Source organism: Nocardioides sp. (genome assembly GCF_034670285.1).
Classification (GTDB): Bacteria; Actinomycetota; Actinomycetes; order Propionibacteriales; family Nocardioidaceae; genus Nocardioides.
On the sequence record NZ_JAXMNS010000065.1, the window covers coordinates 1 to 11,799 of the forward strand.

Here is an 11,799-nt window from a genome sequence, read left to right on the forward strand (position 1 = left end):
GCGAGGGCTTCGACTGGGCCGCAGCCCGCGGCTACACCGAGCTCGACCTGCTTCTCGGCGACTCGTTCTACAAGCAGCTGTGGGCCGACCGCACCTACGCCACGCTCGAGGTGCGGGCCGGGTCACGCACGGCGCTCGGCACGCTGCAGGCCATCAGCCGGCTGCGTGAGCGACTCCGCGGCTAGCTCGCCGACGTCAGGGCGGAGTCGCGGGCACGCTCGAGCCGACCTCGCAGGGCGTCGGTCGTGACGTACCGATCGAGGCTGCTGACGAGGAACTCGCGGTCCACCGCGTCGGAGCCGCGTGCGGCCTCGGTCCAGTCGACGACGCCGGTGACGTCGTCCCCGCTGATCAGCAGGTTGCCGAGCCAGTAGTCACCATGGATCAGAACGGTCCCGTCGTCGTGGCGCGTGCGCTCCTGGATCTCGCCCAGCACCGCCGCGGCCCGGCCCACCCACGCGACCAGCTCGTCGTCGCGGAGCCGTTCGAGCGACAGGGTGGAGCCCGACATGTAGGTGCAGCGGCTCTCGTACGGCGTCGGCTCGGCCACCACCCGCGGCGATCGGTCGAACCCGACGGCCTCGAGCTCGCGCAGCGCGCTGACCTCACCTCCGGTGCGGCCCACGAGGTGGCGCCGCTCGATGCTGGTGACCGGGTCGCCCCGCAGCAGCTTGATCTCCTCACTGTCGCGGTTGCTGACCTTGCCCACCACCCGGTGGGGGTCGAGCTCGCCGGTGCCGCCCGCCACGACGAGCCAGCCCGGACACACCCGCAGCGCCCGCTCGGCAGGCAGCCGTGACGCGGCCGACAGCGCGGCCGCCCGCCAGCCGCCCACGTGGCCACGGGTCGCACCGAGCACGGCCGGCAGGCTCGAGGGAGCGAGCGCGTCGAAGGCGACGGCCGGGGCGTCGGCCGATCGGATCAGGCCGAACGCCTGACGCACCGGGAGCCCCGTGCCGGCCAGCTCACGTCGCACCCGTGCGCGACCGCGTGCTGCTCGAGCCCCCCGCGGGGTCACGTCACGTCGGGTCAGGCGGTCGAGGACGCGGATCGGGCTGGTCGCGGTGTCACCGACGACCACGACGAGAGCCCCGGACTCCCGCACCGCCTGCCAGAACCCGGGCGTCAGCGAGCGGACCTCGGCGCGGTCGAGGCAGACGAGGTCCCAGCCCACGTCGGGCGGCAACGTGCCTGCTCCTGCCGCTGCGACCACGGTCACGTCGGCGGCGCGGCCACGCAGGGCCTCGGCCGCTCCTCCACGGGCACCGTCGACCAGCAGGACCCGCGCGGACGCGGGGACGTCGACGAGGTCCACCCACGAGCGGTCGGCGACCGAGGAATGCGACACGTGTCAAGAGTAAGCGAACCCCGGGGGGTGTTCACAGCATTGTGGGGAACACTCCGACCTCCGCATGTGTTCTGTCCGACACACGGGTCGACCCCTCGGTCGACCGGCTTCTACCCTCAGGAGACATCGATGTCGAAGGTCCTGATCATCGGCGCGCACGGCAAGATCGCCCGGCTCGCCGCCACCCGCCTCACCGCCGCCGGGCATGACGTCGCCGGCGTGATCCGCACGTCGGAGCAGTCCGACGACCTGCGCGCCGACGGCACCGAGCCCGTCGTAGCCGACGTCGAGAGCTTGGACGTCGACGCGCTCGTCGACGTGGTCGACGGCCACGACGTGGTCGTGTGGTCGGCCGGAGCCGGCGGCGGGAGCCCCGAGCGCACCTACTCCGTCGACCGCGACGCCGCGATCCGCACGATCGACGCCGCGTCGCGCAGCAACGCCTCGCGCTTCGTGATGGTGTCCTACTTCGGCGCCGGACCCGACCACGGCGTCCCCCCGGACAACGACTTCTACGCCTACGCCGAGGCCAAGACCGAGGCCGACGCCCACCTCGCCGGCAGCGACCTCGACTGGGCGATCCTCCGGCCGAGCGCACTCACCGACGAGGACGGCACCGGCGGCATCGAGACCGGCGAGGGCGTGGAGGCCTCTCAGGTCTCCCGCGCGACGGTGGCCGACGTGATCGCGGCCGTCGTCAGCCAGCCGCAGGCGACCAAGCACCTCACGCTGCACTTCAACGACGGCCACCAGCAGGTCGCCGACGTGCTCGGTGTCGACCGCTGACACCAGCAGCCGAGAGGCTGTCGCCGATACTGGTCCCATGACCGACTCTGTGGACGCCTGGGGCATCCAACGCGACTGGATCGATGCCGACGACGCCCCGCAACGGGTGCCGGAGGCGACGGTCCGGCTGATGCGCGAGGCGATCGGGAGCCCGCCGTCCGACCTCGACGAGCGGGCCCCGGTGGTCACCCGACCGGGCCGCGCCACCGGTCTGGTGGGGAACGTCGTGTGCGAGGACGGCACCGAGCGCCGTCTGGACGACGTCCTGCCCGACGACTTCCCCTTCGGCTACCACTCGCTGCACACCGACGGCGGCGTCACCCGGCGCCTCATCGTGTCGCCGGGTGAGTGCTGGCTGCCGTCGGCCCAGACCTGGGGCTGGTCGGTGCAGCTCTATGCCGCCCTGTCGACGAGCAGTCGCGGGATCGGCGACCTCGCCGACCTGCGCACGCTGCGCGAGTGGACCGAGCAGGCAGGCGGGGGCTTCCTGCTCGTCAACCCGTTGCACGCGACGGCGCCGGTGCTGCCGCAGGAGTCGAGCCCCTACCTGCCGGCCACGCGCCGCTTCCGCAACCCGCTCTACCTGCGCCTCGACGACGTGCCCGGGGCCGCGGCCGTGCTCGCCACCGGCGACCACGAGCCGGCACCGACAGCGCGGACCATCGACCGTGACGCCGCCTGGCTCCACAAGCGCGACGTGCTGCGCCGTGCCTTCGACGACACCGCTGCCGAAGACGACCCCGACCTCGCTGCTTGGCGGGCAGAGCAGGGCGACGCGCTCGAGGAGTACGCCGCCTGGGCGGTGCTCGCGGAGGAGCACGGCGCCGACTGGCACGCCTGGCCGAGCGATCTCCGCGACCCGCACGGTCCCGCCGTACGACGGCTGGTGGTCGAGCGCGCCGACGACATCGCCTTCCACGCCTGGCTCCAGTGGCAGCTCGCCGAGCAGCTGCGCGAGGCGACCGGCGACCTGACCGTCATCCAGGACCTCCCGATCGGGGTGTCCGGGGGCGGCGCGGACGCCTGGGCCTGGCAGGGCGTGCTGGCCGACGGCATCACCGTCGGGTGCCCGCCCGACGCCCTCAACAGCTCGGGGCAGGACTGGGGCTCGCCGCCACTGACGCCGTGGCGCCTGCGCGAGGCCGACTACGAGCCGTTCATCGAGTCGGTGCGCGCGACCATCGCGGGGGCCGGCGGCATCCGCATCGACCACGTGATGGGGCTCTTCCGCCTCTGGTGGATCCCGAACGGCGAGGTGGCGACCGCCGGCTGCTACGTGCGCTACCCGGCCGACGACCTGCTCGACATCGTCTGTCTCGAGTCGCACCGTGCGCAGGCCGTGGTCATCGGCGAGGACCTCGGCACCGTCGAGGACGGCGTCACCGAGGCGCTGTCGGAGCGCAACATCCTGAGCTATCGCGTGCTGTGGTTCGAGGACGACGAACCCTCGACCTGGCCCGAGCTGTCGCTCGCGACCATCACCACCCACGACCTGCCGACGATCGCCGGGCTCTGGAGCGGCTCCGACGTCGAGGACGTCCTGGAGAGCTCCGACATGAACGAGCCCGACGTCCGGGCGGGTCGTGCCGAGCTGCTGGAGCGCCTCGAGCGATCGGGAGTCGCGAAGGGCGATGAGGTCGCCGACGTGGTGCCGGCGGCGTACGCCCGGCTCGGTACGGCGTCGAGCCTGCTGCTCGCGCTCTCGCTGGAGGACGCGGTGCTCGAGGAGCGCCGTCCCAACGTGCCGGGCACGACGGCGGACCAGCGCGACAACTGGTGCGTGCCGCTCGCGGTCGACGTCGACGCGCTGGGTGACCTGGACTCACCGCGCGCGATCGTGCGCGCCGTGACCCAGACGACCTGACGGGTCAGCCGGCCTCGGGGTCGGTGGCCGGACCGTCGGGGACCGCCCCACCCTCGTCGGCCCACTCCGAGCCGGTGTCGGCGTCCTTGGCCGGGTCCGACTCGACGTCCTCGTCGACCTCCGGGGCGCCCTCCGGCTGCTGGCTGCTCATCGCGGAGCCTCCGGCGCGGGGGCCGGCTGGGTCTGCGGGTCGGCCGACGGCTGGTCGGGGTCGAGGCTCGGGACGACGTCCGGGCCCTCGTTGGGATCGGTGTACTCGTGCGGCTTCTGGGTCATCCCTCGACCTTGTCCCACCGAGGCCCCGAAGGTCACCCCCGTGGAGGTGAACGTCAGCCGGTGTTGCGCAGTCCCGCCGCGATGCCGTTGATCGTGAGGAGCAGCGCCCGCTGGAGGTCGAGGTCGGGCTCGTCCTCGGGCAGCGCCCGGGTGCGGGCGAGCAACGAGACCTGCAGGGCGTGCAACGGCTCGAGGTAGGCGTCGCGGATCGCCAGTGTCGAGCGCAGGGTCGGCGCCCCGGCAAGCAGCTCGTCCTGACCGGTCACCCACAGCACCTCCTCGATGGTGCGCGCGTGCTCGGCGCGGATCGTGTCGAAGAGTCCGGCCGCGGCCGGCTCGTCGGCCGGCACCAGCGTGCGCACGTAGCGCGCCGCGATCTCGAGGTCGGTCTTGGCGAGCGTCATCTCGACGTTGGACAGGAAGGTGCGGAAGAAGTTCCACGAGCCGTACATCTCGCGAAGCGTGTCGCCCCGCCCGGCCTCGCGGGCGGCGGCCAGACCGCTGCCCACGCCATACCAACCGGGCAGGATCATCCGCGACTGCGTCCACCCGAAGACCCACGGGATCGCGCGCAGGTCGTCGAGACCACCCGGACCGCCGGGTCGCTTGGCGGGGCGCGAGCCGATGTTCATCTTGCCGAGCTCGTCGACCGGTGTCGCGGAGACGAAGAAGGGCACCAGCGCCGGGTCGCGCACGAGGGCCCGGTAGGTCTCCTGCCCGGAGCCGGCGACTTGGTCCATCGTGGAGTTCCAGCCGTCGAGCACGTCCTGGGGCAGCAGCGAGGTGCGGTGCAGCACCGACGCCTCGAGCACGGAGGCGAGCGCCTGCTCGAGGTTCTCCCGACCGAGCTGGGCCAAGGTGTACTTGTCGGAGATGACCTCGCCCTGCTCGGTGATCTTGATCGGACCGTCGAGGCTGCCGTAGGGCTGCGACATGATCGCCTCGCCCGTCGGGCCGCCACCGCGACCGACCGAGCCGCCGCGGCCGTGGAAGAGCCGCAGGGTCACGCCGTGGGTGCGGGCGATGTCACGCAGGGCGCGCTGGGCGCGGTGGATCTGCCACTGCGACGCCGCGATGCCGGCGTCCTTGGAGGAGTCGGAGTAGCCGAGCATGATCTCCTGCACGTCGCCGCGAGCGGCGACCACGCGACGGTACGACGGCTCGCTGAGCAGCGCCTCGAGCAGCGGCCCGGCGGCCTCGAGCTCGGCGACGGTCTCGAAGAGCGGCGCGAACCCGATGCGCGAGGTCGCCGGGCGGGTGTTGCTGCCGAGGTCGACCAGCCCCACCTCGCGTGCGAGCACGACGACGGCGAAGAGGTCGTCGACGTCGTGGGTCATCGAGACGATGTAGGTCTCCACGACGTCCGAGCCGAAGGTGTCGAGCGCGGAGCGGATCGTGGTGAGCAGGTCGATGACGGCCTGCGCGGTGCCGTCGAGCACGGCGGACTCGGCGAGCCCAGCACCCGTGAGCGGCCGGGCAGCGGCCATCTCGCGCCCCAGCAGCGCGATGCGCGCCGTCCGGTCCAGCTCGCCGTACGGCGTCTCGAGCTCGCCGAGGCGGTCGTAGAGGGCGCCGAGCGCCTCGTGGTGCTTGCCGCTGTGCTCGCGCACGTCGAGCGTGGCGAGGCCGAGCCCCATCGCCGTCGCGGTGCGGATGAGGCGCAGCAGCGCGCCGTCGGCGGTGAGCCGATCGCCGCTGCCGATGAGCGAGTCACGCACGAGGGCGAGGTCGGCGAGCAGCCCGCCGAGGTCCTCGTAGTCACGTCCGGGCTCGTGCGGCGTGTGGTGGGCGAGTCGGTCGCGGGTGCGCAGCAGACGCACGCGCACATAGCTGAGCTTGAGCCGGTAGGGCTCCTCGGCGTTGAGTCGCTTGATCGTCGAGTACGTGATCGGGAGCGCCTCGCGGTCGGCCTCCAGGCTCGCCGCCAGCGCGTCGGAGACGTCGATCATCCGCGACGACGACGAGAGCTCCTGGAGCAGCTCCTCGACCCCGCGCACCAGCTCGCGCAGGCCGAAGTCGTGCTGGAGCCCGAGCACCTCGAGCGTCACGGCCGGCGTGACGTTGGGGTTGCCGTCGCGGTCGCCGCCTGCCCAGCTGCCGAAGCGCAGCGGCCGAGCCCCCTGAGGCAGCTCGACGCCGAGCGAGGCGAGGCTTCGGTCGAGGTCGGCGAGCAGGTCGGGCACGACCCGTTCGGCGAGGGTCTGGAGGTAGTAGACGGCCGTGCGCGCCTCGTCGGCGGGCTCGGGGCGGTCGAGGCGCAGCTCGTCGGTCTGCCAGAGCAGGTCGACGAGCTCGGCCAGGCGGCGCTCGCTGCCGTCGCGGTCCGACGTACGACCGCGAGGGTCCTCGGCCTGGTAGGTGACGGCGGCGATCTTGCGGAGCAGTCCGAGCACCGAGCGCCTGGTCGCCTCGGTCGGGTGGGCGGTGAAGACCGGCCGGTACTCCAGGCGGCCGAGCACGTCGGTGATCAGGTCACGGTCGATGCTGCCCGCCTCGAGGGCCTCGCCGATACGACGGGTCGTCGCGGCCAGGGGACCCTCGGGACGCGACGTCAGCTCCTGCCAGCGGTGCAGCTGCTCGGTGACGTTGACCAGCTGGAAGTACGCCGTGAACGCGCGCGCGAGCACGATCGCCGTCGAGGCGTCGACGCCCGAGAGCAGGTCGTGCAGGGCGGCGTCGTCGGGGTCACGGCTCAGGGCGCGCACCTGCTCGACGAGCTCGAGCAGCTCAGGTCCTTCGTGGCGGGTGAGCGCCTCGCCGAGCAGCGTGCCGAGCTGGCGCACCGAGGCGCGCAGGGCGGCGTGCTGCTCGTCGGTGGACACGCCGCCGCCGAACTGGACGACGTCCGGGGCGCGGCGGTCGGCCTCGATCATCTGCTCGGTGGTCTGGACGGAGTTGAGTGCCATGGGCGAAGTGTCCAACATCCGCGTTTCGTCCGTGTGGCGCGCCCGCAGTGTGATTTCGCTGTGAAAGCACCGTGCAGGGCTGGCGTCCTTGTCCGGGGTGGCCCACGCTCGTGACGGAAGCCCGGGGTCGCTTCCGGGTCACTCCCTGGAGTCGGACGCGACCTCGGGCTTGCCCGCCAGCACGCGCACGACCTCGTCGACGAGCTCGTCGACCGATCGGGCACCGTCGACCACCAGGCCGGCGTGCTCGCGCAGCGCGGGCGTACGGCGCGCGATCCGCGCGCTCAGGTCACCACGGACGTCGCCGGACATGAAGGGCCTCGGCGGGTCGCTGTGCACCCGCTCGACGAGCACGTCGAGGTCGACGTCGAGCACGACCAGCAGTCCGGCACCGGCGAGGATCCGCAGGTCCTCGGGGCGGTCGGCGCTGCTCGCCGCGACGCCGGCGACGAATGAGCCGGAGCGGTCGACGAGGTGGTGCACGTAGCGCGACTCCCAGTCGTGCAGCACGTCGGCCCCCTGCTCGGAGAGCTCGAGGGTGCTGGTGCCGGCGAGCTCGGCGACGGTCGCGTCGTTGTCGACGTACTCCCAGCCCAGGCGCCCGGCGAGGGCTCGGCCGAGCGTCGACTTCCCCGACGCCATCGGGCCGATCAACCAGACGTTCCCGGACGTGACCTGCTCACTCGTCGTCATCCGACCACTGTGCCAGGACCGGGGCTCAACTTCAGTAGGTCGTCTGCTCGCCGCGACGCCAGCGGAGGGTGTCGGGCACGTCGAAGCAGAGCGAGATGCCGTCGACGGCGACCAGCACCACGAGGAAGACCGCGTACGACGTGCTCACGTCCGCCGAGAGCAGCACGACGAGGGCGAGGACCACGAGCGGGATCCAGGCCAGCGTGTGCGGCACCCCCATCACGCTCGTGAACCCGCGGTAGCGCGCCATGATCACCAGGTTGGGCAGCAGCCCGCCGATCGCGAGGACCGCGACCAGGACGCCGTACGGCTGGTCGAGGAAGAACAGCGAGGCGACGTTGGCAGGGAGCAGCCCGAGGCTCATCCACACCAGGACGCCCGCGGGCGCGCGGAGCAGGCTCGTGGTGATGTCGGAGAGAAGGTTCACCGCGTGATCCTCCCAGGCGCACCTCCTGGCGCGGTCACACAGTCACCCGTGAGGGGGTTGGTGGCTTCGCCACGCTCGGGTCATGCTCAGGAGCACCGACACCGCGGCCCTCCGGTCCGCGATCGGAGACCACTCGGAGATCACATGTTGCTACCCACCCCACGCGGGCCGTTGAGCGAGCGCCTGGTGACCGCGCTCGCCCACCCGCCGCGGTCGCACGTCCACCTCTGCCGCACCGCCGAGCACGACGCGACCGACGACGCCCTGACGCTGTGGATCCTCCACGAGCTGCACTACCGCGGCTTCGACGACGTCGACGAGCGCTGGGAGTGGGCGCCGGCCCTGTCCTCGATGCGCCAGCGCCTCGAGCAGGAGCTGGAGTCACGGCTGCGGGCCGACTTCGAGACCCACCTCGACCAGCACGGGCTCACGGAGGTCGTGCACGACGAGCAGGCCGGCAGCGACGGGCTCGTCGACCTCCTGCACGACCTGATCGAGAGCGACGACTCCCCCTCGCTCGCTCAGCACCTGCTCCGCGAGGGAACGCCCGAGCGCGCCTCCGAGTTCCTCCGTCAGCGCTCGGTCTACCACCTCAAGGAGGCCGACCCGACGGCCTGGGTCGTGCCCCGCCTCGCCGGTCCGGCCAAGGCCGCCCTGATGGAGATCCAGTTCGACGAATACGGCGCCGGCCATCGCGACCGGGTGCACCAGGACCTCTTCGCCCGCGGACTCGCCGCCACGGGCCTCAGCGCCGACTACGGGCACTACCTCGACGAGGCGCGGCTGCCGATCCTCGAGCAGAACAACGCGCTCTCGCTCTTCGGGCTGCACCGGCGACTCCGGGGCGCCGCGCTGGGCCACCTCGCTGTCTTTGAGGCCACCAGCTCGCTGCCCTCGCGCACCCTCGCGCGGGCGTTGCGCCGCCTCGACCTTCCTGAAGAGCTCGCCGCCTACTACGACGAGCACGTGGAGGCCGACGCGGTGCACGAGCAGCTGGCGTTGCGCGACGTCTGCGAGACGCTGGTGCGCGAGGAATCCCACCTGCGTGCGGACGTCGTCTTCGGCGCCTGGGCCTGTCTGGAGCTCGAGGCACGTACGGCGCGCGACCTCCTCCAGCGCTGGGACGCCGCGTGAGTGCGGGGGTGTCTCCCGCGATCGTTGCCGCCGGCGACGCCGAGCCCCGCCTCCACGAGTGCCCCGGCGGTCCGGTCCTGGTGCGCGGCGCTGCCCGAGTGCAGGGCGACGACGGCTCGTGGCACGACACCCACCGCCCGGTCTCCGCGGTCTGCCGCTGCGGGGCCAGCGCGCTGCGCCCGTGGTGCGACGGCACCCACAAGGTGCTCACCCAGCGCGGGATCAACCCGGTCGACTGAGCGCGTGCTTCAGCAGGCCTCCAGCAGGAGGACGACGCCGCGCTCGCCCTGACGCAGCTCCAGGCCACGCCACCCCATCCCAGCCGCCTCCGATGCCAAACGCTGTGCCTGGTCGGCGTCACCGAGCTGGAGCAGCATCGCTGCCTCCTCGACGACCGCTGCTCGCGCGTGCCGCAGGCACGCCCGGGCGACGTCGAGGCCGTCCGGACCACCGTCGATCGCGAGCTCCGGGTCCTCGGGGAAGCGGCCGATGTCGTCGCGCGGCACCCAGGGAGGGTCGGCGATGACGAGGTCGAAGGGGGCGTCCCCGTCGGTGTGAGCGTCCTCGAGGGCGACGCACCGCACCTCCACTCGATCAGCGAGGCCCGCTCGCTCGGCATTGGCGCGAGCGAAGTCGCAGGCCACCGGGTTCAGGTCGACAGACACCAGCGAGGCCCCCGAGAGCGAGGCGGCGAGGAGCCCGATGTGACCCGCACCGGCACAGAGCTCGAGCACCCGGCGGTCGCTCGCCCCAGGACCCAGCAGCTCGGCAGCCCAGCGGGACTGGATCGCCGTCCACGGCCTCGGCTCGAGCACGCGGTCGTCGTGGGTGATCTCCAGGTCGCCGAAGGCGATGGTCGGGCTCATGCGAGGAGCCTGTCGGGCGGCGGCCTGATCGGTCATCCCCTCTCCGGGTGGGAGCGGATCCTCTGGAAGTTGCGCCCGCCTCGGGCGAAGGTCTCGAGCACGGCCGGCGGAGGGTCCACCGGAGTGTCGCTCCAGGTGCAGGGGCGCACGTGCGTGAGGTCCACGGCGTACGCCGCCCGCGAGCCGTCGTACGACCAGGCGCCGCGGAGCACTCCCTCGTGGAAGAGCCCGCCCGCGTCCCGCGTCCAGACGTGGGCGCCGTCCTCGACCTCCGCGAACCGTCGCAGCCGGGCCGCGACCCGGCCGTCCCAGGCGCAGGCGACCTGGTTCACGGCGTCCTCGAGGTCACGTGGTGGCGCCTCCAGCCGGCCCCCTACTCCGCAGACGTCGTGCTCGAGCGCCCACGCGACCGCGGCGGCGCGGTCGACCTCGTCGAGGCGCGACCACATCGGCGCCCGGTAGTGCCCGGGACCCGCGTCGCTCACTCGCGCCGTTCGGCGAGGTAGGCCAGGCGTTGAAGTGTCTCGCCGTTTCGCCAGGCGATCTGCGGGTCGCGCAGCGGTTTGGGCATCAGGCGTCCGGGCCCGCTGACCACGTCCTCGGTGATGCTGATCCGCGCGCCGGCGCCCTCCGCCTCGACCCGCAGCTCCACGTGCGCCTCCCCGGCCGGCCAACCCCGCGCCTTCAGCTTGAGGTAGGCGGGCGGCGCGCACTCGAGCACCTCGGTGGTGTCGTTGATCAGCATCGGCCACACGCCGACCGAGTGGTGCAACCGGCTTCCCGGGGTGGGCCAGCCGTCATCCACCTCGCGCATCCGGGACGCCCCGACCACGAAGAGTGGATACAACCAGCCGTCGGCCAGGACGTCCCAGACCTGCTGGGGAGTCGCGTTGACGATGCGGTGTCTCGTACTCATGCCTCCGATGCTGCCAAGGCACCCCGAGTCCCGACGCCACCCCGCCGGGTGGCGCCACACCGTCAGCCGCTGAGGGAGCGTGGAGCTCGTTGCCCACCACCTGAGGACTCCCCTGACGATGACGCTCCGTTCACTCTGGCACGACCGCACCGGCGACGTGCCCACGGTGGAGGCCATCGGCCCCGAGGTCACCGGCTCCTGGGACGCGGTGATCGTCGGTGCGGGCATCACCGGCCTCACCACCGCCGTCCTCCTCGGACGCACGGGACTGCGCGTGCTCGTCGTCGATGCCCAGCGCATCGGCGAGAGAACGACCGGTCGCTCCACGGCCAAGCTGAGCCTGCTCCAGGGCACCCAGCTCACTCAGGTCTCCCGCCACCACCCCGGATCGCTGCTGCGCGACTACGTGGCGGCCAACCTCGAGGCCCAGGCCTGGGCCACGGGCTTCTGCCACTCGCGCGGTGTCGACGTGCAGCGTCGTCCCGCCTTCACCTACGCCACCACCGCCTCGGGCGAGCGTGCGGCCCGCGCCGAGCTGAAGCACGCCGTCGCGGCCGGGCTCCCGGCTACCTGGACCGACGAG

At 72.5% G+C, this 11,799-nt stretch carries 15 protein-coding genes; 6 read left to right on the forward strand and 9 right to left on the reverse strand.

Going from position 1 to position 11,799, the window contains the following annotated elements; all coding sequences use genetic code 11:
• Nucleotides 1–185, forward strand: a 185-nt coding sequence (locus tag VOI19_RS05045) for a hypothetical protein (RefSeq protein WP_323791864.1), incomplete at its 5' end; no start/stop codon positions are given.
• Here VOI19_RS05045 and VOI19_RS05050 read toward each other — a convergent pair.
• Nucleotides 182–1,348, reverse strand: coding sequence for a phosphotransferase (locus VOI19_RS05050; RefSeq protein WP_323791865.1), 1,167 nt, complete (start codon nt 1,346–1,348; stop codon nt 182–184). The two genes, VOI19_RS05045 and VOI19_RS05050, sit on opposite strands and share 4 nt — an antisense overlap.
• Before the next feature lie 129 nt (nt 1,349–1,477).
• Here VOI19_RS05050 and VOI19_RS05055 point away from each other — a divergent pair, with 129 nt between their 5' ends.
• Together VOI19_RS05055 and malQ are read left to right on the forward strand one after the other, a co-directional pair.
• Nucleotides 1,478–2,134: an NAD(P)H-binding protein gene (locus VOI19_RS05055; RefSeq protein ID WP_323791866.1), complete on the forward strand. Its 657-nt coding sequence runs from the start codon at nt 1,478–1,480 to the stop codon at nt 2,132–2,134.
• A gap of 37 nt (nt 2,135–2,171) precedes the next feature.
• Nucleotides 2,172–3,998, forward strand: coding sequence for a 4-alpha-glucanotransferase (gene malQ / locus VOI19_RS05060; protein WP_323791867.1), 1,827 nt, complete (start codon nt 2,172–2,174; stop codon nt 3,996–3,998).
• 4 nt (nt 3,999–4,002) lie between these two features.
• On the opposite strand, the gene VOI19_RS05065 is transcribed toward malQ, so the two are convergent.
• The 5 genes from VOI19_RS05065 to VOI19_RS05085 all read right to left on the reverse strand — a co-directional run bounded on the left by VOI19_RS05065 (nt 4,003) and on the right by VOI19_RS05085 (nt 8,300).
• Nucleotides 4,003–4,149, reverse strand: coding sequence for a hypothetical protein (locus VOI19_RS05065; protein WP_323791868.1), 147 nt, complete (start codon nt 4,147–4,149; stop codon nt 4,003–4,005).
• Entirely contained in the window at nt 4,146–4,274 is a 129-nt protein-coding gene (locus tag VOI19_RS05070; RefSeq protein ID WP_323791869.1) for a hypothetical protein, read from the reverse strand. The genes VOI19_RS05065 and VOI19_RS05070 overlap by 4 nt, the downstream gene beginning before the upstream one ends.
• Before the next feature lie 53 nt (nt 4,275–4,327).
• Nucleotides 4,328–7,180 carry a phosphoenolpyruvate carboxylase gene (gene ppc, locus VOI19_RS05075; protein WP_323791870.1) on the reverse strand — a complete coding sequence of 951 codons (2,853 nt, stop codon included), beginning with the start codon at nt 7,178–7,180 and terminating at the stop codon, nt 4,328–4,330.
• Nucleotides 7,181–7,318: 138 nt separating this feature from the next.
• The gene (locus VOI19_RS05080; protein WP_323791871.1) at nt 7,319–7,873 is read right to left on the reverse strand and encodes a shikimate kinase; all 555 of its coding nucleotides are present in this window, start codon (nt 7,871–7,873) and stop codon (nt 7,319–7,321) included.
• A gap of 31 nt (nt 7,874–7,904) precedes the next feature.
• Complete coding sequence (locus VOI19_RS05085; RefSeq protein ID WP_323791872.1) at nt 7,905–8,300, reverse strand: hypothetical protein; 396 nt, start codon at nt 8,298–8,300, stop codon at nt 7,905–7,907.
• Between the two features lie 144 nt (nt 8,301–8,444).
• On the opposite strand from VOI19_RS05085, the gene VOI19_RS05090 reads away from it, so the two are divergent.
• Both VOI19_RS05090 and VOI19_RS05095 read left to right on the forward strand, forming a co-directional pair.
• On the forward strand, nt 8,445–9,434 hold the full coding sequence (locus tag VOI19_RS05090; protein WP_323791873.1) for an iron-containing redox enzyme family protein: 990 nt from the start codon (nt 8,445–8,447) through the stop codon (nt 9,432–9,434).
• Nucleotides 9,435–9,442: 8 nt separating this feature from the next.
• Nucleotides 9,443–9,673, forward strand: a complete 231-nt coding sequence (locus VOI19_RS05095; protein ID WP_323791874.1) for a CDGSH iron-sulfur domain-containing protein — start codon at nt 9,443–9,445, stop codon at nt 9,671–9,673.
• Nucleotides 9,674–9,682: 9 nt separating this feature from the next.
• Here VOI19_RS05095 and VOI19_RS05100 read toward each other — a convergent pair whose 3' ends face one another.
• Genes VOI19_RS05100 through VOI19_RS05110 form a run of 3 tightly spaced genes read right to left on the reverse strand, consistent with a single transcriptional unit; the run spans nt 9,683 to nt 11,216 of the window.
• The gene (locus VOI19_RS05100) at nt 9,683–10,300 is read right to left on the reverse strand and encodes a class I SAM-dependent methyltransferase (protein WP_323791875.1); all 618 of its coding nucleotides are present in this window, start codon (nt 10,298–10,300) and stop codon (nt 9,683–9,685) included.
• Nucleotides 10,301–10,332: 32 nt separating this feature from the next.
• Nucleotides 10,333–10,749 carry a GAF domain-containing protein gene (locus VOI19_RS05105; RefSeq protein ID WP_323791876.1) on the reverse strand — a complete coding sequence of 139 codons (417 nt, stop codon included), beginning with the start codon at nt 10,747–10,749 and terminating at the stop codon, nt 10,333–10,335.
• 32 nt (nt 10,750–10,781) lie between these two features.
• Nucleotides 10,782–11,216 (reverse strand): SRPBCC family protein, encoded by a 435-nt coding sequence (locus VOI19_RS05110; protein WP_323791877.1) that lies wholly within the window; start codon nt 11,214–11,216, stop codon nt 10,782–10,784.
• A gap of 118 nt (nt 11,217–11,334) precedes the next feature.
• On the opposite strand from VOI19_RS05110, the gene VOI19_RS05115 reads away from it, so the two are divergent.
• Nucleotides 11,335–11,799: FAD-dependent oxidoreductase (locus VOI19_RS05115; protein ID WP_323791878.1), on the forward strand; the 465-nt coding region annotated here is incomplete at its 3' end.